The organism is Mycobacterium sp. smrl_JER01 (assembly GCF_048513595.2).
Lineage (GTDB): Bacteria > Actinomycetota > Actinomycetes > Mycobacteriales > Mycobacteriaceae > Mycobacterium.
The window spans coordinates 5,000,354-5,021,433 of sequence record NZ_JBLXXK020000001.1; the positions used below are offsets into that span (position 1 = coordinate 5,000,354).

The 21,080-nt window shown below is 65.3% G+C and carries 20 protein-coding genes and 1 tRNA gene; 16 read left to right on the forward strand and 5 right to left on the reverse strand.

The window, feature by feature from the left end:
• Positions 1 to 131: 131 nt before the first annotated feature.
• Both ACNUDN_RS23460 and ACNUDN_RS23465 read right to left on the reverse strand, forming a co-directional pair.
• A complete protein-coding gene (locus ACNUDN_RS23460; protein WP_419124125.1) occupies positions 132 to 893 on the reverse strand; it encodes an SDR family oxidoreductase in 762 nt (253 codons plus the stop codon).
• Between the two features lie 50 nt (positions 894 to 943).
• Positions 944 to 2,410, reverse strand: a complete 1,467-nt coding sequence (locus tag ACNUDN_RS23465; protein ID WP_419124126.1) for an aldehyde dehydrogenase — start codon at positions 2,408 to 2,410, stop codon at positions 944 to 946.
• Positions 2,411 to 2,585: 175 nt separating this feature from the next.
• On the opposite strand from ACNUDN_RS23465, the gene ACNUDN_RS23470 reads away from it, so the two are divergent.
• From ACNUDN_RS23470 to ACNUDN_RS23510, 9 genes are all read left to right on the forward strand, one after another.
• On the forward strand, positions 2,586 to 3,182 hold the full coding sequence (locus ACNUDN_RS23470) for a TetR family transcriptional regulator (RefSeq protein WP_419124127.1): 597 nt from the start codon (positions 2,586 to 2,588) through the stop codon (positions 3,180 to 3,182).
• Positions 3,183 to 3,204: 22 nt separating this feature from the next.
• Positions 3,205 to 4,410, forward strand: a complete 1,206-nt coding sequence (locus ACNUDN_RS23475) for a cytochrome P450 (RefSeq protein ID WP_419124128.1) — start codon at positions 3,205 to 3,207, stop codon at positions 4,408 to 4,410.
• Between the two features lie 92 nt (positions 4,411 to 4,502).
• Positions 4,503 to 5,330 carry an SDR family oxidoreductase gene (locus ACNUDN_RS23480; protein ID WP_419124129.1) on the forward strand — a complete coding sequence of 276 codons (828 nt, stop codon included), beginning with the start codon at positions 4,503 to 4,505 and terminating at the stop codon, positions 5,328 to 5,330.
• Entirely contained in the window at positions 5,327 to 6,688 is a 1,362-nt protein-coding gene (gene cyp51, locus ACNUDN_RS23485; protein WP_419124130.1) for a lanosterol 14-alpha demethylase, read from the forward strand. The genes ACNUDN_RS23480 and cyp51 overlap by 4 nt, the downstream gene beginning before the upstream one ends.
• A 5-nt stretch (positions 6,689 to 6,693) precedes the next feature.
• Entirely contained in the window at positions 6,694 to 6,900 is a 207-nt protein-coding gene (locus ACNUDN_RS23490) for a ferredoxin (RefSeq protein WP_419124131.1), read from the forward strand.
• A 3-nt stretch (positions 6,901 to 6,903) separates the two neighbouring features.
• On the forward strand, positions 6,904 to 7,443 hold the full coding sequence (locus tag ACNUDN_RS23495; protein ID WP_419124132.1) for a nuclear transport factor 2-like protein: 540 nt from the start codon (positions 6,904 to 6,906) through the stop codon (positions 7,441 to 7,443).
• Positions 7,444 to 7,536: 93 nt separating this feature from the next.
• Positions 7,537 to 8,670 carry an NDMA-dependent alcohol dehydrogenase gene (locus ACNUDN_RS23500; RefSeq protein WP_419124133.1) on the forward strand — a complete coding sequence of 378 codons (1,134 nt, stop codon included), beginning with the start codon at positions 7,537 to 7,539 and terminating at the stop codon, positions 8,668 to 8,670.
• A gap of 6 nt (positions 8,671 to 8,676) precedes the next feature.
• Positions 8,677 to 9,114, forward strand: a complete 438-nt coding sequence (locus ACNUDN_RS23505) for a nuclear transport factor 2 family protein (RefSeq protein WP_419124134.1) — start codon at positions 8,677 to 8,679, stop codon at positions 9,112 to 9,114.
• A gap of 25 nt (positions 9,115 to 9,139) precedes the next feature.
• Positions 9,140 to 9,964, forward strand: a complete 825-nt coding sequence (locus ACNUDN_RS23510) for an SDR family NAD(P)-dependent oxidoreductase (protein ID WP_419125279.1) — start codon at positions 9,140 to 9,142, stop codon at positions 9,962 to 9,964.
• 23 nt (positions 9,965 to 9,987) lie between these two features.
• Here ACNUDN_RS23510 and ACNUDN_RS23515 read toward each other — a convergent pair whose 3' ends face one another.
• Complete coding sequence (locus ACNUDN_RS23515; protein ID WP_419124135.1) at positions 9,988 to 11,631, reverse strand: long-chain-fatty-acid--CoA ligase; 1,644 nt, start codon at positions 11,629 to 11,631, stop codon at positions 9,988 to 9,990.
• 87 nt (positions 11,632 to 11,718) lie between these two features.
• Here ACNUDN_RS23515 and ACNUDN_RS23520 point away from each other — a divergent pair, with 87 nt between their 5' ends.
• Positions 11,719 to 12,123: an HIT family protein gene (locus ACNUDN_RS23520; RefSeq protein WP_419124136.1), complete on the forward strand. Its 405-nt coding sequence runs from the start codon at positions 11,719 to 11,721 to the stop codon at positions 12,121 to 12,123.
• Here ACNUDN_RS23520 and ACNUDN_RS23525 read toward each other — a convergent pair.
• A complete protein-coding gene (locus tag ACNUDN_RS23525) occupies positions 12,106 to 13,572 on the reverse strand; it encodes a sensor histidine kinase (RefSeq protein WP_419124137.1) in 1,467 nt (488 codons plus the stop codon). The genes ACNUDN_RS23520 and ACNUDN_RS23525 overlap by 18 nt on opposite strands.
• A 74-nt stretch (positions 13,573 to 13,646) precedes the next feature.
• Positions 13,647 to 14,363, reverse strand: coding sequence for a response regulator transcription factor (locus ACNUDN_RS23530; RefSeq protein ID WP_419124138.1), 717 nt, complete (start codon positions 14,361 to 14,363; stop codon positions 13,647 to 13,649).
• Between the two features lie 95 nt (positions 14,364 to 14,458).
• Here ACNUDN_RS23530 and ACNUDN_RS23535 point away from each other — a divergent pair, with 95 nt between their 5' ends.
• From ACNUDN_RS23535 to ACNUDN_RS23560, 6 genes are all read left to right on the forward strand, one after another.
• Positions 14,459 to 15,190, forward strand: a complete 732-nt coding sequence (locus ACNUDN_RS23535) for a hypothetical protein (protein WP_419124139.1) — start codon at positions 14,459 to 14,461, stop codon at positions 15,188 to 15,190.
• Positions 15,191 to 15,222: 32 nt separating this feature from the next.
• A tRNA-Thr gene (locus ACNUDN_RS23540) sits at positions 15,223 to 15,294 on the forward strand.
• 52 nt (positions 15,295 to 15,346) lie between these two features.
• Positions 15,347 to 15,754 carry an HNH endonuclease gene (locus tag ACNUDN_RS23545; protein ID WP_419124140.1) on the forward strand — a complete coding sequence of 136 codons (408 nt, stop codon included), beginning with the start codon at positions 15,347 to 15,349 and terminating at the stop codon, positions 15,752 to 15,754.
• Positions 15,755 to 15,958: 204 nt separating this feature from the next.
• Positions 15,959 to 18,217, forward strand: a complete 2,259-nt coding sequence (treS, locus tag ACNUDN_RS23550) for a maltose alpha-D-glucosyltransferase (protein WP_419124141.1) — start codon at positions 15,959 to 15,961, stop codon at positions 18,215 to 18,217.
• A gap of 90 nt (positions 18,218 to 18,307) precedes the next feature.
• Positions 18,308 to 18,664, forward strand: coding sequence for a hypothetical protein (locus ACNUDN_RS23555; RefSeq protein ID WP_419124142.1), 357 nt, complete (start codon positions 18,308 to 18,310; stop codon positions 18,662 to 18,664).
• A 177-nt stretch (positions 18,665 to 18,841) separates the two neighbouring features.
• A complete protein-coding gene (locus ACNUDN_RS23560) occupies positions 18,842 to 21,076 on the forward strand; it encodes a DUF5005 domain-containing protein (protein WP_419124143.1) in 2,235 nt (744 codons plus the stop codon).
• Positions 21,077 to 21,080 lie beyond the last annotated feature (4 nt).

A 21,080-nucleotide genomic window follows, 5' to 3' on the forward strand; every position in this document is an offset into this window, starting at 1 on the left:
TCATCAGGATCTTCTCTTCTTCGCGCAAGCGCTCATCAGGATCTTCTCTTCTTCGCGCAAGCGCTCATCAGGATCTTCTCTTCTTCGCGCAAGCGCTCATCAGGATCTTCTCTTCTTCGCGCAAGCGCTCATCAGCGGATAATCTGTCCGCCGTCGACGTTGAAGATCTGCCCGGTGATCCACTTGGCCTGATCCGACAACAGGAACAACATCATACCCACCAGGTCCTCGGGTTGACCCATGCGCGACAACGGAATTCCCTTGACGATGTCGGCGACCATCTCCTGCGGGGTGGTGGTCCGGTTGGCCTCGGTGTCGATGGGCCCCGGTGCGATGGCGTTCACGCGGATGTTCTGGCCGCCGAGCTCGGTGGCCAACTGCTGGGTCAGACCGTTGATCCCGACCTTGGCCAGCCCGTAGAAATTCGAATACAGCCAAGCCGCCGTCGAGGACTGGTTGACGATGGCACCACCGCCGCGCTTTGCCATCTTGCGATAGACCGCGCGGGTGCACACCAGAGCGCCGTCGAGGTTCACACTCATGAATTTCTTGTAGTAGTCCCAGTCGACGGTGATCAGGAAGTCCAGTTTCATACCGCCGAAGATCGCGGCATTGTTGACCAAGTAGTCGATACCGCCGAACTCCGACAGTGCCTGGGCAGACATGTCCTTCGCCGATTCCGGATCGGAGACGTCGACGCGGACAGCCAGCGCGTCACCGCCCTCGCCCCTGATCCCGTCGGCGACCTTCTGGGCGCCCTCGGTGTTGATGTCGGCGACGACGACGGCCGCACCCTCCCTCGCGAGCGCCTCGGCGTACGCCTGCCCGATACCGCCTCCGGCGCCGGTGACAATGGCCACCTTCTCCCTGAACTGATCGCCGTACAAACCCACTCGTGTCTCCTCAACTCGATGTCTTTGTGTCACAACGCGATGCCTGGGTGTCACACCGCAGTAGCGATCGCCTTGATCTCCAGGTACTCCTCGAACCCCGCGAGCCCCATCTCCCGACCGATTCCCGACTGCTTGTAGCCGCCGAACGGCATGTCCGCGGAGTACCAGACGCCACCGTTGACGTTGACCGTTCCCACCCGCATCCGGGCGGCGATACCCGCCGCCCGCTCCGGGTCGGCGGAAAAGACTGTCCCCGACAAGCCGTACGGGGAGTCGTTGGCGATCCGTACCGCATCGTCGTCGCCGTCGTGGGCGATGACGGTCAACACCGGTCCGAAGATCTCCTCGCGCGCGACCTTGGCCTTGTTGTCCAGACCGGCGATGACCGTCGGCTCGATGAAGAATCCGCGGTCGCGGTCCGCGGGCCGCCCGCCGCCACAGGCGAATGTGCCGCCCTCCTCGATCGCGCTGTCCAGGTATCCCTGGATCCGGTCGCGCTGGCGCGCCGAGATCACCGGTCCGCAGATGGTGCCGGGGTTGTCGGGATCACCGGGCTTCAGACCGCCCATCGTCGCTGCAGCCGCCGCGACCGCCTCGTCGTAGTGGTTGCGGGGAACCACCAGGCGGGTGGTGATCGCGCAGCCCTGCCCGGCGTGCATCGACGCGGTGAACGCTGCCATCGAGCAGGCGCCCGCGAGGTCCGCGTCGTCGAGGACCAGAAACGCCGACTTCCCGCCGAGTTCCAGGAAAACCTTCTTGAGCGTGGCGGCGCCGTCAACCATCACCGCACGTCCGGTGTTTGTCGAACCCGTGAAGGACACCATGTCCACCCGTGGGTCCCGCGACAGCATCGCACCCACGGCGTGGTCGCTGGAAGTCACGATGTTGATCACGCCGGCCGGGAAGTCGGTGTGCTCGACGATCAACTCGCCGAGCACCGCCGCGGCCCACGGGGTGTCGGGGGCGGGCTTGAGCACCAAGGTGTTTCCGGCAGCCAGCGCCGGGCCGATCTTGGCGAGGTTGATCTGATGCGGGAAGTTCCACGGGGTGATCGCGCCGACCACGCCGACGGCTTCGCGCGCCACGGTGCGATGCGTCTTGATGCCCATCGGTGTCGCGATACCGAGATCGGTGGTCCACCGGTACGACTCCGCCGTGTCGGCGCAGAAGCTCAGATCCTCGACAGGTCCCTCGAGTTGGGCAGCCGCGGTCAGCATCCGTGGAGCGCCCACCTCGGCGATGGTCAGATCCCGGAGCTCGTCGACATGGTCACGCATCGCCTGCTGCAGCTGACGGATACAGCGCACCCGAAGATCGACGTCGGTAGCCCAACTGGTGTCGTCGAAGCTGCGGCGGGCCGCCCCGATCGCGGCGCTCATGTCCTCGGCGCTCGCATCCGCGGCCATCCCGAGCGTCTCCTCGGTCGCGGGATTCACGGTGGGAAATGTGCCTGCACTCCCGGCGACGAGGCTCCCGTCGATGAGCAAGCGGCTTTCGCGATCGGCCAGGACTGCCATCCGACCTCCTGTTCATGATTGCTGGACAAGTGTCCGACAGAGTTCTCCCGAACCATAGCCGTAGAGTTCGCAAGGAGGCAAGGAATCCACTGCAGTCAGTCTCAAAATCGGCCTCTTAACTGCGATTTCTCCACATCGCTTGCCTGCGGTCGGTCCTGTCAGATAACTTGGACAAGTGTCCAGTCATACCGCTGCCGCGGTCGCCGATGCGTCCGGGCACCCGGCACGCAACCGACGGCAGGAAGAGACGTTCCGCAAGGTGCTCGCCGCGGGACTGGACATGCTGCGCGAGTCGTCGTATGCCGATCTGACGGTGCGCGCGGTCGCCGCGCGCGCCAAAGTCGCTCCGGCCACCGCGTACACGTACTTCTCGTCGAAGAACCACCTCATCGCCGAGATCTACCTCAACCTGATCGGGCAGGTCGACTACTTCACCGACGTCAATGACAGCAGGGCCGTGCGGGTCGAGAAGACCCTGCGCAGCATGGCGCTGATGGTGGCCGACGAACCGGAGGTAGCCGCGGCTTGCACAACCGCGCTGCTGTCGGGCAACGACGAAGCCGTACGCGCGGTGCGTGAGCGGATCGGCGGTGAGATCCACCGCCGCATCCGCGCTGCCGTGGGCCCCGACCCCGATCCCCGAACGCTGGCCGCATTGGAGATGACGTTCTTCGGCGCCCTGGTCAATGCCGGCAGCGGCGCGTTCACCTATCACCAGATCGCCGACCGGCTCAGCTATGTGGTCGGCCTCATCGTCGGAGATGATCAATGACTTCGTTTGTCGGAGAATGTGAATGACGATCAGTGACGTGCGGCTGGACCCGTACGACTACCAGTTCCACGAAGACCCATACCCGTACTATCGGCGGCTGCGCGACGAGGCGCCGCTGTACCGTAACGACGAACTCGGGTTCTGGGCGCTGTCGCGCCACGCCGATGTGCTCAAGGGGTTCCGCAACAGCACCACGCTGTCCAACAAGTTCGGGGTCTCGCTCGACCCCGCCTCCCGCGGGCCACATGCCTCCAAGACGATGTCGTTCCTGGCCATGGACGACCCCGACCACCTCCGTTTGCGCACCCTGGTGTCGAAGGGTTTCACCCCGCGCCGCATCCGCGAACTGGAGCCCCGTGTCACCGAGATCGCGGTCGAGCATCTCGACGCCATGCTGGCCGGCGCCGAAGGCGAGACGGTGGACTACGTCGACGAGTTCGCGGGCAAGCTGCCGATGGACGTCATCTCCGAACTGATGGGTGTGCCGGTAGCAGACCGGGTCCAGGTGCGCGCCTGGGCGGATGCGGTGATGCACCGCGAGGAGGGCGTCACCGACGTACCCGACTCGGCGATCGAGGCATCACTCAATCTGATCGTCTACTACCAGGCGATGGTCGCCGAGCGGCGCAAGAAGCTGACCGACGACCTGACTTCGGCGTTGCTGGAAGCCGAGATCGACGGCGACCGGCTGACCGATGACGAAATCATCGGCTTCATGTTCCTGATGGTCATCGCCGGCAACGAGACAACCACCAAACTGCTTGCCAATGCCGCGTTCTGGGGGCACCGCAATCCGGACCAGTTGGCGCCGGTCTTCGACGAGCTCGACCGCGTGCCGTTGTGGGTCGAGGAGACGCTGCGCTTCGACACCTCGAGCCAGATCCTGGCCCGCACCGTGGTCGGCGAGCTGACGCTGTATGACACCGTGATCCCCGACGGGGATGTGCTGCTGTTGCTTCCCGGCTCGGCGCACCGCGACGAGCGTGTCTTCGAGCGCCCCGACGACTACCTGATTGGACGCGACATCGGCTCCAAATTGATGAGTTTCGGCAGCGGCGCGCACTTCTGCCTCGGCGCACACCTCGCGCGCATGGAGGCCAGAGTCGCCCTGGCCGAGTTGTTCAAACGTATCCGCGGATACGAGGTCGACGAAGCCAACGCCGTCCGCGTCCATTCCAGCAACGTCCGCGGATTCGCTCGTCTTCCAATTTCGGTGTTCCACCGATGAATCCGAATTCCGGCCGTACCACCGATGAACCCGAACTCCGGCCGCACCACCGATGAACCCGAACTCCGTCACGATCCGCTGAAAGGCAAGGCATGCCTCGTTTCGACCCACTGCCCGACCGCCGTCCCGCCCTGGTCGCCGGCGCGTCCTCCGGGATCGGTGAGGCCACCGCGATCAGGCTGGCCCGCAATGGTTTCCCGGTCGCACTCGGTGCCCGCCGGGTCGAGAAGCTCGAGGAGATCGTCGGTAAGATCCGCGCCGACGGCGGCGAGGCCCTCCCGGTCCACCTCGACGTCACCGACCCTGATTCCGTCAAAACTGCTGTAGAACTCGCTACCTCGGCACTCGGCGACATCGAGGTGCTGGTCGCCGGGGCGGGAGACACCTACTTCGGCAAGCTCGATGCGATCAGCACCGAGCAGTTCGAATCCCAGATCCAGATCCATCTCATCGGCGCCAACCGGGTGGCCTCGGCGGTTCTGCCGGGCATGATCGAACGCCGACGTGGTGATCTCATCTTCGTCGGATCCGAGGTGGCGCTGCGTCAACGCCCGCACATGGGCGCCTACGGCGCGGCCAAGGCCGCGTTGGTTGCCATGGTGAACAACTACCAGATGGAACTGGAGGGCACCGGTGTCCGCGCGTCGATCGTGCACCCGGGTCCGACGAAAACCTCGATGGGCTGGAGCCTGCCCCCTGACCTCATCGGACCCGCCCTCGAGGATTGGGCCAAATGGGGACAGGCACGACACGACTACTTCCTACGAGCCGACGACCTGGCCCGAGCCATCACGTTCGTCGCCGAAACTCCGCGCGGCGGCTACATCGCGAACATGGAGCTCCAGCCCGAAGCGCCACTCACCAGCGCGCCTGCCGAGCGACAGAAGTTGATCCTGAACGAGGAGAACCTGAAGCCATGACCACCACTGCCACTGTCCCCCGGGTGTCCGGCGGTGAGGAAGAGGAGCACGGCCACCTCGAAGAGTTCCGCACCGACCCGATCGGCCTGATGCAACGGCTCCGCGAAGAGTGCGGGGATGTCGGCTGGTTTCAGCTCGCCGACAAGCAGGTGGTGATGCTGTCCGGCGCAGAGGCCAACGAGTTCTTCTTCCGTTCCAGCGACAGCGAACTCAATCAGGCCGAGGCCTATCCGTTCATGACCCCGATCTTCGGCGAGGGCGTGGTCTTCGACGCCGACCCGGAACGCCGCGCCGAGATGCTGCACAACACCGCGCTGCGGGGTGAGCAGATGAAGGGCCATGCCGCGACCATCGAGAGCGAAGTCCGGCGGATGATCGAGAACTGGGATGACAGCGGGGAGATCGACCTGTTGGAGTTCTTCGCGGAGCTCACCATCTACACCTCGACGGCCTGCCTCATCGGTCAGAAGTTCCGCAATCAGCTCGACTCCAGGTTCGCGAACTACTACCACCTGCTCGAGCGCGGCACCGATCCGCTCTGTTACGTCGACCCGTACCTGCCCATCGAGAGTTTCCGCATCCGCGACGAGGCCCGGGCCAGCCTGGTGGAACTGGTCCAGGAGGTGATGAACGGCCGAATCGCCAACCCGCCCAGCGACAAGAGCGACCGCGACCTGCTCGATGTCCTGGTCTCGATCAAGGACGAGCAGGGCAACCCCCGCTTCTCGGCCAACGAAGTGACCGGCATGTTCATCTCGCTGATGTTCGCGGGCCATCACACCAGCTCTGGCACGTCGAGTTGGACGCTGATCGAGCTGCTGCGCCACCCCGACTATTACGCGCAGGTGCAGGCCGAGCTCGACGACCTCTACACCGACGGCCAGGAAGTCAGTTTCCATGCGCTGCGCCAGATCCCGAAGATCGACAACGCACTCAAGGAGACTCTGCGCCTGCATCCGCCGCTGATCATCTTGATGCGGGTGGCCCAGGACGAGTTCGAGGTGGCCGGTCACCCGATACACAAGGGCCAGATGGTGGCGGCGTCACCGGCGATCTCCAACCGCATCCCTGAGGACTTCCCGAACCCGGACGACTTCGACCCGGACCGCTACAACAAGCCTCGGCAGGAAGACCTGATCAACCGTTGGACGTGGATCCCGTTCGGCGCCGGCAAGCACCGCTGCGTCGGCGCTGCCTTCGCCCAGATGCAGATCAAGGCGATCTTCTCGGTCCTGTTGCGGGAGTACGAGTTCGAGATGTCTCAGCCGCCCGAGAGCTACCGTAACGACCACTCCAAGATGGTGGTTCAGTTGGCCCGGCCGGCGAAGGTCCGCTATCGCAAGCGCGTCAGGGACTGACGACTATGGGGTGCTACCGCGTGGAAGTGGACGAGGATCTGTGCCAGGGCCACGCGATGTGCGAGCTGGAAGCTCCCGGCGTCTTCACCGTGCCCAAGCGCGGCATCGTCGAGATCACCGACCCCGAACCCCCCGACGAGCTCCGCGAAGCCGTCGAGTTGGCCGTCGAGATGTGCCCGACCCGGGCACTGACCATCGTCGAGAAGGAGTGAGAAATGGCGTCACGCGCGCAACTTGAGGACTGGGTCGAGCGTTGGCTGCAGGCCAATCGAGACGCCGAGGCAGCGGGCGACTGGAAGCCGATGGCCGAGTTCTATACCCAGGACGCCACCTACGGCTGGAACATCGGGCCCAAGGAGGACGTCATGTGCGTCAACAGGGACGAGATTCGCGACGTCGCCCTGGGCCTGGAGATGGAGGGGCTGGAGAACTGGGTCTACGAGTACCAGAAGGTACTCATCGACGAGAAGCAGAACGAGATTGTGGGTTTCTGGAAACAGATCGCCAACAAGAGCGACGGCACCCGCGACGAGATCTACGGCATCGGCGGCAGCTGGTTCCGGCTGAACGACGAGCTGCTCATCGAGTGGCAACGCGACTTCTTCGACTTCGGCCATGTGCAGAAGGCGTTCATGAAGTTGATCGAGTCCGGCGACCTCACTCCTACCATGCAGAAGCGCATCGAGCGATCGCTGGCAGGCGAGAGGTTGCCCGGTTACTACCCGCTCGGACAAGCTCCGGTACCGATCTGGTAGGCACACCACCAAGCAGTTGCTTGGGGGCCCTGTGATGTGGCTAACTAGAGCCTCTAGTCTGGTCACTAGAGGCTCTAGTCGAAAGCAGGAGAAATGAAGACCAAAGGCGCTCTGATCTGGGAATTCAATCAGCCGTGGACGATCGAGGAGATCGAGATCGGCGACCCCGTCAAAGACGAGGTCAAGATCCAGATGGAAGCCGCGGGCATGTGCCATTCCGACCACCACCTGGTCACCGGCGACATCCCGATGGCCGGCTTCCCGGTACTCGGCGGCCATGAGGGCGCCGGCATCGTCACCGAGGTCGGCCCCGGCGTGGAGGGCCTCGAACCCGGTGACCACGTCGTGCTGTCGTTCATCCCGTCGTGTGGCTCCTGCCCGTCCTGTCAGGCCGGCATGCGCAACCTGTGCGATCTAGGCGCGATGCTGCTGCAGGGCACCGCGGTCTCGGACAACACCCACCGCATCCACGCCGTCAAGGACGGCCAGCCGGTCATCCCGATGACGCTGCTCGGCACGTTCAGCCCGTACATGGTGGTGCACAAGAGCTCGGTGGTGAAGATCGATCCGTCCATCCCGTTCGAGGTGGCCTGCCTGGTCGGCTGCGGGGTGACCACCGGGTACGGCTCGGCGGTGCGCAGCGCCGATGTCCGGCCCGGCGACGACGTCGTCATCGCCGGGATCGGCGGTGTCGGTATGGGAGCGCTGCAGGGCGCCCTCAACGCCGGCGCGCGCAATATCTTCGCGATCGATCCGGTGGAGTGGAAGCGCGATCAGGCGTTGAAGTTCGGCGCCACCCACGCCTACCCCGACATCATGAGCGCGATGATGGGTGTCGCCGAGATCACCCAGGGCCGGATGGCGTCCAAGACCATCATCACCACCGGTGAGCTCAAGGGCGAAGAGATCGACAACTACCTCAACATCACCGCCAAGGGCGGCACCTGCGTGGTCACCGCCGTCGCCAACATGGCCAGCTCGGACGTCACGCTGAACCTGTCGATGCTGACGCTGCTGCAGAAGAACCTGCAGGGCACAATCTTCGGGGGCGGCAACCCGCATTTCGACATCCCGCAGCTGCTGTCGATGTACAAGGCCGGCAGGCTCAATCTCGACGACATGGTCACCCGCCAGTACAAGCTGGAGCAGATCAACGACGGGTACCGGGACATGCTGGAGGGCAAGAACATCCGTGGCGTGATCCGCTACACCGACGCCGACAGGTAGGCCGCGATGAGCGACACCGGAACGGTTGCGCCCTCGCCCGTCGTCGTGGCGTCGCAGGGGTCGTGGCGCTGCGTGCAATCCGGCGACAGGGACGGCTGGTTGGCCTTGATGGCCGAGGACGTGGTCCTTGAGGATCCGATCGGCGAGGCCGTCACCAATCCTGACGGCACCGGTGTGCGGGGCAAGGACGCCGTGGCGGCGTTCTACGACGCCAACATCGGGCCCAATCAACTGCGCATCACCTGCGAGGCGACGTTCCCGTCGAGCAGTCCGACGGAGATCGCCTACATCCTGGTGCTGGAGACCAGCTTCCCCAACGGTTTCGTGGCCACGGTACGGGGAGTGTTCACCTACCGCGTCAACGACGCCGGGCTGATCACCAACCTGCGTGGGTACTGGAACATGGACGCGATGACGTTCTCGCAACCGGAGAGCGCGGATTAGCGATCTGCTCAGCGGCCGCGGCGCGATCGTCGTCGGCGGCACACGCGGAGTCGGTCTGGCGGTGGCCGAACTGCTGGCCTCACTCGGCGCCGGTGTGGTGGTCAACGGTCGTGACGTCGACGTCACCAGCCAAGCAGCCCAACGCGTTCCGGGAGCGGTCGGGTTTCCCGGATCCCCGGCCGACCCGGACGTCGCCGATGCGCTGATCGACACCTGCGCACGTGAGTTCGGCCGGGTGGACATCCTGGTGAACTGCGCGGGTACCGCCGAACCGGTCGGCTCGTCGATCCTCGACATCACGTCCGCGCAGTTTCACGAACTGATGGACTCCCACCTGGGCACCGTGTTCCAGACCTGCCGCGCCGCGGCACCACGGATGGTGCAGCAACGATCGGGGGCGATCGTCAACACCAGTTCCTTCGCGTTCCTGGGTGACTACGGCGGGACGGGCTACCCGGCGGGCAAGGGCGCGGTGAACGGCCTGACCCTGGCCATCGCGGCTGAACTCAAGGAGCACGGTGTCCGCGCCAACGTGGTGTGCCCGGGCGCGAGGACCCGGCTGTCCACCGGCGCCGATTACCTCGCCCACATCACCGAACTCCACCGCCGCGGTCTACTCGACGAGATCAGCATGCAGGGGGCGCTGGACGCCGCACCTCCGCAGTACGCGGCCCCGACCTACGCCTACCTGGTCAGTGATCTCGCCGTTGCGGTGACGGGCCAGATCTTCATCGCCGCGGGTGGTTTCGTCGGCCGCTTCGACCGCCAGACGCCCTCGATCGTGGCCTACCGGGGTCACCACGACGAGCCGCCCTGGACCGTCGAGGAGATCGCGGCGCGCGTCGGCTGACCCGGGCTTGCATCACAACGGATTCAGCCTTCCCGGTTGGCATCCCGGTATTGTTCGCGCAATTTGAGTTTGAGTACCTTCCCGGTCGCGGTGTGCGGCAACTCGTCGACGAACACCACGTCATCGGGAAGCCACCATTTGGCAACCCGGCCGGACAGATACTCCAGGATCTCCGCGCGGGTCACATTGTGCCCCTTGCGCAGAACTGCGATCAGCAGCGGACGTTCCTGCCACTTCGGGTGTGGTACACCGATCACGGCAGCCTCGGCGACGGCGGGATGCCCGACGGCGGCGTTCTCCAGATCGATGGAGCTGACCCATTCACCGCCGGACTTGATGACATCCTTGGCACGGTCGACCAGCTGCAGGTATCCGTCAGGGTCGATCGTCGCGACATCGCCGGTCGGGAAGAAACCCTCGGGGTCCAGTTTGTCGCCACCCTCGCCCTGATAATAGCCGCTGGCGATCCACGGCCCGCGTACCCAGACCTCACCGAAAGCCTTTCCGTCCCAGGGCAGTCGGTGACCGTTCTCGTCCACGATCTTGAGCTCCACCCCCCAGATCCCGCGACCCTGTTTGAGCCTGATCTGGGCGAGCTCGTCGAAGTCCAGGCCGACGTGCTTGGGCAGCGGTCTGCCGATCACGCACAGCGGGCTGGTCTCGGTCATCCCCCAGCCTTGAATCGCCTCGGCACCGAAATCGCGGTCGAACCGCTCGATCATCGACAACGGAAGGGCCGCCCCACCGGTGCCCGCGGTGCGCAGTCCGAGCTCGTGGGCGTCGATCTCGGGATGGTCGTCGAGATAGGAGAACAGCATCATCCATACCGTCGGCACGCCCTGGCTCTGGTTGACCCGCTCGGCTTTCATCAGGGAGTACACCGATTCGCCGTCCAGATGCGGTCCCGGCATCACCAGGGTCGCGCCCACCATGGCAGCGGTGTAGGGCGTGCCCCAGGCGTTGGCGTGGAACATCGGCACCACCAGCAGGATGCGCGAACCGCTGTGGATGTCGTTGGTGTCGCGGCCGGCATTCATCAGCGTGTGCAGCATCGTCGAACGATGGCTGTAGAGAACGCCTTTGGGATTGCCGGTGGTGCCGGAGGTGTAACACAACGAGGACGCGCTGCGCTCGTCGAACTCCGGCCAGTCATGGTGGGTGGATTGCCTGCCGATGAGGTCGTCCCAACACAGCAGTCGCCCGGCTGGGATACCGGCGACCTGGTGCATGTGGTCGCGATCGGTCATCGCCACGAAATGCTCCACGGTGCCGAGCTCGTCAGCGAGCTGCGCCACCAGCGGCGCGAAGGTGATGTCGAAGAAGAGCACCCGATCCGCGGCGTGGTTGACGATATAGACGATCTGATCGGTGAACAGCCTGGGATTGACGGTGTGCATGACCGCCCCAGACCCCGAGACGCCGAAGTACAGCGCAAGGTGGCGATCGCTGTTCCAGGCCAGCGTGGCTACCCGGTCGCCGGGCTCGATACCCAGCTCGGCCAGCGCGTTGGCGACCTGCTTGGCGTGCTCGTTGACGCCGCGCCAGGTGGTGCGCCGAACCTGACCCTCTGGCAACCGGGACACGATCTCGGTGTCGCCGTGGAAGGTTGCCGCATGCTCGATCAACGACGAAATCATCAAAGGTCGGTCCTGCATCAATCCCAACATCCCGCCAGGTTAGAGCGAATCGGGCGCGTCTCGCGGCACTCCGGGTGTTGTTGCGCGCCGAATCCATCGACTGGAATGCTCGTCCCCATGGCGACCGTCTTCACCAAGATCATCAACCGCGAACTGCCCGGGCGATTCGTCTACGAGGACGACGACGTCGTCGCTTTCCTGACGATAGAACCGATGACGCAGGGCCACACGCTGGTGGTGCCGCGCGAGGAGATCGACAACTGGCAGGACATCGACCCGGTGCGGTTCGGTCGGGTGATGGAGGTCTGCCAGTTGATCGGCAAGGCCGTGTGCCGGGCGTTCGACACCGAGCGATCCGGGGTCATCATCGCCGGGCTGGAGGTGCCCCACCTGCACGTGCATGTGTTTCCCGCGCGCAACCTGTCGGACTTCGGGTTCGCCCATGTCGACAGGAACCCGTCGGCGGAATCCCTCGACGAGGCGCAAGCCAAGATCAAGACCGCGCTAGCCGATCTGCGCTGAGCCGACCGGAGCCGGCACCTCGGGATCGGGGCCGGAGTCCGCGATCCTCGGAAGGCTGACCCGGAAGCGACAACCCTGGCCGGGTGCGGTGGTCACGCTCACCCGCCCACCGTGGGCGTAAACCAACGAGTCCACGATCGACAACCCCAGACCGGTGCCGCCGCTCGCCCGCGCCCGCGACGAATCAGCCCGATAGAACCGCTCGAAGACCCGTTGGGCATCCTCCGGGTCCATACCGGCCCCCTCATCACAGACCTCCAACACCGCGGCGTCGTCATCGGTGCCCACGCGCACGGTGACGGCGGCGGACTCCGGGGTGTGCTGCAACGCGTTGGCCATAAGATTGGACAGCACCTGACGCAACCGGGCCTCGTCCCCGAGCACCTCCGGTGTGCCGGGGCCGTCGAACACCTCCATCCGGATACGGCGCTTCGGAGCGATCGACTGCGCGTCGTGCACCGCGTCGGTGGCCAGCGCCAAGAGGTCGACACGGTGCCGGTCCAGCGGGCGCTGTGCGTCCAGCCGAGCCAGCAGCAGCAGGTCCTCGACGAGCAGGCCCATCCGCCGCGATTCACTCTCGATGCGGCTCATCAGCATCTCGACGTCGCGAGCAGCGCCCTGCCGGTAGAGCTCGGCGAAGCCGCGAATCGTGGTCAGCGGGGTCCGCAACTCGTGACTGGCATCGGTGATGAAACGCCGCATCCGCTCCTCAGACCCGCGCGCCTGCTCGGCCGACGACTCCGAGGACGCCATCGCACGCTGGATCTGGGCCAACATCCCGTTGAGAGCCAGCGACAGCCGGCCCACCTCGGTGCGAGGGTCGCGTTCGGGCACGCGCCGGTCCAGCTGCCCGGCCGCGATCGCGGCGGCGGTCTGCTCCACCTGCGACAACGGCCGCAGGCTGCGGTGCACCACGGCGTAACCGGCGATCCCGAGCACCAGCAACACCGCCGCGCCGATCCCCACCTGGGTGTAGACCAGCGAGCGCACCGTCGACTTCACGTCCGAGAGATCGATGGCCACCGTGGTGAGCTCGTCGCGCAAACCGCGGACCGTCATCGCGCGCCAGTGCACGTCCGAGTGGTCGACCGAGCCGACGGTCACCGGGACCGGGCCCACGTCGTTGTCCGGGGGCAACGCCGGTTCGGCGATGCGGTCGTTGATCGTCATCCAGACGTGCCCGTCGGGATCGACGCCCCGCACGTAGAAATCCGACGGTGGCCGCGCCGGATTCGGGACGTCGACCTCGACGGTCGACAACCGTCGGGGCACCTGCGCCCATCCGCGCGATGCGTCGAGCAGAGTGTCGTCGACGCGGTTCATCAAACTGTGCTGCATGATCGTGGTCACCGCGATACCCGACGCCAGCAGACCACACGCCACCAGCAGGAGGGTGGCGGCGACAAGTCCAACCCGAAGCGGTACGCCCCGGCTCATGCGGCCCGGCATACCGCCATTGTTCAGGGTCGAGTGCTCATCCCCATACATGGCTCTTCGCGCACGCGCTCATCGCAACCCTCGGCTCATCGCGGCTCCCGGAGGACATAGCCCACCCCGCGCAGCGTGTGCAGCAGGCGCTTATCGCCGGTATCCACCTTGCGGCGCAGGTAGGACACATACGACTCGACGACGTTGACGTCGCCGCCGAAATCGTAGCGCCACACGTGGTCGAGGATCTTGGGCTTCGACAGCACGGTGCCGGCGTTGATGATGAAGTAGCGCAGCAGGGTGAACTCGGTCGGCGACAGCGACACCGGCTCGCCGGCCTTCCACACCTCGTGGGTGTCCTCGTCGAGCTCGATGTCGGCGAAGGTCAGCCGCGATGTGCGGGGCTCCTCGTTTCCGCGGCCGGACCGGCGCAGAATCACCCGCAGCCTGGCGACCACCTCTTCGAGGCTGAACGGTTTCGTCACGTAGTCGTCGCCGCCGAGGGTCAGACCGGCGATCTTGTCCTGCAGCGAGTCGCGGGCGGTCAGGAACAGCGCCGGAGCGTCGACGCCGTCGGCCCGCAGGCGGCGCAACAGGGCGAAACCGTCCATCCCGGGCATCATCACGTCGAGGATGATCGCGTCCGGTCGCACCTCCCGCGCCTTGTCCAGTGCGGCGGCACCGTTGGATGCGGTGTGGACCTCGAATCCCTGGAATTTCAGACTCACCGAGAGCAATTCGACGATATTCGCCTCGTCGTCGACGACGAGCACGCGCGCCTCGGGAATGTTCTCCGGTACCGGCATGGCCATAGCCCCCAACTGTTCACCGGTTCGCTTGGAAATGTGCTGCGCACGAGCTGTGCACTTCCTGTGAGTTTGACTTGCGGTGTCCATAGACTGGGCGGATGAACCTCGGCAAGTCCCTGACCGATCTCGCGTTCGCGCCGGTGCGTGCGGGGCTGGCCGTTGCCGAAGCCGGCCTGGGCATGGCCTCCGGCGCACTGGACGTCGCCCATCGCACGCTCGGCGACAGCACCGAAGGGGTCCGGAAGCCGACGTCGTTCGCCTCGATGCTCGGAGTGCAGGACGCAGTCGAACGTGCCAATCGGCTGGCCCGGTTGATGGACGAGGATCAACCGCTCGGTCGTGCGCTGGCACCCGACGGCCCGCTCGACCGGCTGTTGCGCCCCGGCGGAGTCGTCGACCGCCTCACCGCGCCGGGCGGTGTCCTCGACCGGCTGACCGAGGACGAGGGTGGGCTGATGCGCACCCTCGAACCCGGTGGACTGGTCGACCAGTTGCTGGCCGAGGACGGTCTGGTCGACCGACTGCTGGCCGAGGACGGAGTCGCCGACCGGCTGTTCGCCGAAGGGGGCGTCGTCGACACACTGACCGCCCGCCACGGGCCGCTTGAGCAACTCGCCACGGTTGCGGATACTTTGAACCGGTTGGCACCCGGACTGGAAGCCCTGGAGCCGACGATCGAAGCGTTGCGCGAAGCCGTGATCGTGCTGAGCCAGGTGGTCAATCCACTGAGCAACATCGCCGACCGCATCCCACTACCCGGGCGGCGCATGCGCCCCCGTCCGACCTCGCGTCCGGTGACGTCGCAGCGGATTATCGAAGCCGAGGACTGAGCCGATAGGATTCGGCCGTCCCGACGGGACACGCCTCCTTAGCTCAGTGGTAGAGCAGCCGCCTTGTAAGCGGCAGGTCGTCAGTTCAATCCTGACAGGGGGCTCCGCTGATGGGCGCGCGCCCACCTGTCGGTGCCCGGTCGTAGCGTCGCAAATATGAGGCAGTGCTGCGCCTGCGGTTCGGCGCTATCCAAACGCAGCCAGAAGGTCTACTGCAGTAACGCGTGTCAGGCGTCGGCGCGGCGCGACGCCAGTACGCAACGTTGGCTGGAGTCTGGCGAGGCGGCGTGGGTGGATGGCCGTCGGGGGCATTACATCAGGCAGCACCTCGCGAAAGCTCAGTCGGGTCGCTGCGCGATCTGTGACGGTGCCGCCGTGTGGATGGAGCTCCCACTGGCGCTCGTGCTGGACCACATCGATGGCAACCCGTCGAACAACCAGCGGGAAAACTTGCGTCTGATCTGCCCCAACTGTGACTCACAGCTGCCGACGTACAAGAGCCGGAACCGTGGCAAGGGACGGTTTTACCGTCGGGAGCGCTACACCAACGGACTGTCCCACTGACTGATGTACCACTGACTTATTCGCACCGATACAGACGGTCACGATACGCGCGGGTCCTCGTTCGTCGCACCCGGCTACCGCTCCAAGACAAGCCGACGGTGAGTTCGACCGCCCCCCGGATTCTCGCTCGCAGTTTCAACCCGGCCTCGACACGGCAATACTCGATAGCGGTCGCTACGAACCCAACCTTGCGAAGGCGGAATTTTGTCCCAAGCCGTGGAGTCGGAACCCGAAGACCAGGGCAGTGATTCTTCAGAGTCGCCCGAGTTGACGTTCGACGAACACCTGCACCCGGCACGACCGCGGTCGCTGCGCTTCCGTCCGCGAGTCCGTCAGCCGTTCACCCGCCGCTCGCTGGCCCGCGACGGTTCCCCAACCGGCGACAACCCGGCTTACGTGTCCTGGCTGATAAGTCAGTCCATGCTGGCCGACGCCAACCAGATCAGCCAGCAGTTCTCCGGGCAGGGCTCGATGTGGCAAAACCCGTACGCCACACCGAGCCCGCGCGGCGCCGTCGAGACCGCCTCGGTGTGGTTCACCGCCTACCCGTTGTCACTGATCACCCGGTCCAACGAGTCGTTCCTGAAGGCGATGGCCGACGCCGACATGTGGAAGGCGTTCGCCGAGATCGGGATCGAGGCCGTGCACACCGGGCCGGTCAAGCGCGCCGGTGGGATCTCGGGCTGGGAGCTGACCCCGAGTGTCGACGGTCACTTCGACCGGATCAGCACCGAGATCGATCCGGCGTTCGGCACCGAGGACGAGTTCCGCGCGATGTGCGGCACGGCGAACTGGTACGGCGGCACGATCATCGACGACATCGTGCCCGGACATACCGGCAAGGGCGCCGATTTCCGGCTCGCCGAGATGAAGTACGCGGACTATCCGGGCATCTACCACATGGTCGAGATCGACCCCCGCGACTGGGAGTACCTGCCCGATGTGCCACCCGGCGCCGATTCGGTCAACATCGATCCCGCCACCGAGGAGTGGCTGGACAAGGCCGGCTACATCATCGGGCGGCTGCAACGCGTCATCTTCTACGCCGAGGGAATCAAGGAGACCAACTGGAGCGTGACCCGTCCTGTCGTGGGCATCGACGGCGTCGAACGGCGTTGGGTGTACCTGCACTACTTCAAGGACGGTCAGCCCTCCATCAACTGGCTCGACCCGTCCTTTGCCGGGATGCGCCTGGTCATCGGGGATGCGTTGCATTCGCTGGCCGATCTGGGAACGGGCGGACTCCGGTTGGACGCCAACGGGTTTCTGGGCGCGGAGAAGACCGCGGCCGAGGACAGCGCCGCGTGGTCGGAGGGCCATCCGCTGTCGGAGGCGGCCAACCACCTGATCGCCAGCATGGTCCGCAAGGTGGGTGGGTTCACCTTCCAGGAGCTCAACCTGACCATCGACGACATCCGCGAGATCGGCGAGGCCGGCGCCGACCTGTCTTACGACTTCATCACCCGCCCCGCAGCCCACCACGCGCTGGCCACCGCCGATACCGAGTTCCTACGCCTGACTTTGCGCACCACTCTCGAGCTCGGCGTCGACCCCGCGTCGCTGGTCCATGCGCTGCAGAATCACGACGAGCTGACCTATGAGCTGGTGCACTGGTCGACCGGCCACCGCGACGATGTGTACACCTACAAGGGCGAAGAGGTCACCGGAGAGGTCCTCGGCGAGACGGTCCGCAGCGACCTCAGCGAGAAACTCACGGGCGAGAACGCGCCCTACAACCTGGTGTTCACCACGAACGGTATCGCCTGCACCACCGCGACGGTGATCGCCGCCGTCCTCGGTGTGCCATCCCTGGACGAGATCACCGACGACGAGCAGATCGACCGTATCCGCAGGGCTCACCTGCTGTTGGCCATGTTCAACGCGCTGCAGCCCGGAGTCTTCGCGCTGTCCGGCTGGGACGTATGCGGCATGTTGACCCTCCCGCCGTCGCAGATCACCGAGTTGCTGCGCGGCGGTGACACTCGCTGGATACACCGCGCCGCCCACGATCTGATGGGCGTCAATCCGCAGGCGACTCAGTCGCCCGCGGGAATGCCGAGGGGACGCAGTCTCTACGGCTCCATCCCGGAACAGCTGGGCGACGACACCAGCTTCCTGCGTCAGCTGCAGGCCATCTTGAAGGTCCGATCTCACTACGGCATCGCGACCAGCCGGCAGGTCGACATCCCTGAGGTGTCGCACCGCGGAATGCTCGTTCTCGTCCATCAGCTCGCCGACGAGGGCAAATATCAGCTGACCGTGCTGAACTTCGCCAACGAGGACGTCGCGGGGACCGTGCGCTCCCTGCAGTTGCCGCCCGGCAGCGAGGTGTCGGACATGTTCTCCGGCAAGGCACTGGCGACCGTCGACGATCTGCACAGCTTCGGCGTCGAACTCTATGCGCACCAGGGATTGTCGCTGCTGGTCGAGGCTCCGGACACCTCCGACGAGGCGCCTGCCTGACACCAGGCCGCCGCGATCCGCTGCCCACCTGGTCGCGAGTTGGGCGTCTCGTGGACTCGGATCAATCGACGGTCCAGTAGCGTCGGGTGTATGGCCGAAGCGGGTTTGTGGGTGGCATGGGGTGTACCGACGCGCGGTCGCGAACGCAATGCCCTCGATCTGCTGGTCGAGACGGGGAGCTACCTCTCGGGTCTGCAGGCGCAGGGTCGCATCGAGGGCTTCGACCGAGTGGTCCTCAAACCGCAAAGCATCGAGCTCGGCGGCTTCATCCTGATCCGAGGCTCCAAACGCCAGGTCGACGAACTTCGCCGCGACCACGACTTCGAGCTGTGGCTCACCCGCGTGCAGATGGTCGCCGATCAGGTCGGTGTGGCTGACGCCTGGCTCGGCGAAGGAATAGCCGAAGCGGTCAGCCTCTACGAAAAGGCACTGGAGAACCTCGACTGAAGCGCAGCCTCACGTTTGCCCCGAGCACCCCAATCGCCTTGGCGGCCGCGAAATGCACATGGTCACGGTAACGAAACGAAATCTGTGACGATTTAACCTTTTGCTCGCTGGTCCCATAGTCATGCGATTCAATGATCACCACGACGGGGACGGTTCAATGCTGGATTGAGGGGTTTCATGGGTGCCGCTGCGCATGTCGGTCGGGTAGGCGCGCTCGCCGTCGCGCTGGGCGTCGGGTCGGCGGTCTTTGCCGGCCAGGGAGTGGCCTGGGCGGACGACGGCGATTCCTCGACTTCCGGATCGTCGAACTCAGCAACGTCGGACCGAGGTCCCACGAATCCGCGGAAGGCTGCCGGTACGCAGCGCGACACCGATGACACCGGATCGAAGGACGACGCCTCGAAGGATGACGCCTCGGAGACCGACGGTGACGATCCCAAAGACGGTGACGATCCAGACGGCGACGATCCAGACGGTGACGATCCCGCCGAAACCGACACCGACGACACCGACGACACCGACGACGCCGCCGAGACCGACCCCGAGGACACCGAGGACACCGAGGACACCGACGTCGAGAATCCAGACACCGGAGCTCCTGCGGTCGAGAATCCCAACGACGGGGATCCTGCAGAGGGGGACCCGGACGGGGACCCGACAGCGGGCACCGACACCAACAGCCAGGCGGGCACCGACACCGACGGCGCTCCGACCCAGCCCGAAACCGAGCCCGAAACCCCGCCCCAGACAACCCCGCGTGCGCCGGATCCCGCCGAAGCAACCGGCGAAACGGCCGGCGAAACGACCACTGCCGGAACCGACCAGGCTCCCGACGACCCCGCGGCCCTCCCGCAGCAGCCCACAAAGGTTGCGGTGTTCGCCGCGGCCTCCACGCTCGCCGGGTCCGGTACCACCCCGATCTCACCCACTGTGGCAGCGATGCTCGCCACTGCGCAGGACGAGGCGGCTGCGGCCAGGAAACCGACCCTGATCACCGCTGTGGTCAACGTCGTCACCAGCATGTTGGACTGGGCCCGCCAGAAGGCCGACGCCAAGCCCGGCGACGCCCCGCAGCCACCTTTCCTGTGGGCGCTGCTGGCGTTCGCACGCCGCGAGCTGGACAACCTGTTTGCCGCGCGCAGCACCACCAACGCACCACGCACCACTGCGGTGACACCCACCAGCCTCGCGCTCGGCGACGACCTCGCCGCCGCCGCGGTGATCCCGTCGTACTCCCCCTGGCTCAACCCGCAGGTCAGCCCGTCGACCCGGTTCATCAGCTGGGTCACCGGAAAGACGGTGTACGGCGACACAACCCTGGCCAACACGCTGGGCCGGTTCGGCGTGTACGGCACCGACGTCGGCGTCATGTGGGACAACGGCATGGTCGATGATCCGAGCACCCCGTGGAACGAGAACCAGGTGCTCATCGCCGTGGGCGACACGTTCGGCTCAGCCAACATGAGCGGTAGGTGGATCTACAACACGCTGTTCCGCAGTTCGGACACCGACCTGTCCGACGGTATGACGATCCCGGACGGAGAGTGGTTCAACGGCAACATGTTCGGCGGTGCGCCGCTGTCCGGCCCGAAGGAGGCCCGGCCGATCATCAACCGGCCCTCCTGGCTGCCCAATTCGGTCACGCTCATCCCGACCGCGGGCGTCGCGCTGCAGACCGAGGTCACCGACGAGACACCGTTCGGCACCATCCAGTACGTCAGCTTCATGTCGGTGTCCAAGTGGGGACAGGCCGGACGCTGGAACACCAACTACTCGGCCATCGCATACTCGACAGACAACGGCGAGAACTTCACCGTCGCACCGCAAAGCGTGCGCTACAACTCGTTCCTGAGCGGAAACCGCAACTTCCAACAGTCCGCGTTCGTCAAGGGCGACGACGGCTACGTGTACGTCTACGGCACACCGAACGGGCGCCAGGGCGCAGCCTACGTGGCCCGGGTCACCAACGAGAACATTCTCGACGTCTCCAAGTACGAGTATTACAAGGCCGCCTCGTCGGGATGGTTCGGTAGTTCGGAAGCCAAGTGGGTCAAGGGCAGTCCGTCCTCGGCATCTGCGGTCATCGGTAAGACCGGCGGTGCGTGCGGATCCACCAAACCGGGGTACACCGTGAGCGAGATGTCGGTGCAGTACAACCAGTATCTGCAGAAGTACATCGTGCTCTACGGCGACCAGTTCAACAACATCGTCATGCGCACCTCCGACACGCCGCAGGGCGCCTGGTCGGATGCCACGGTGCTGATGGGTCAGCAGAACGGCGGGATCTACGCCCCCATGCTGCATCCGTGGTCCCCCTCGACGCAGGGCACCGGTTCGGAGCTGTACTGGAACCTCTCGTTGTGGTCGGAATACAACATCATGCTGATGCGTACCGATCTCACGAAACTCTGACCGG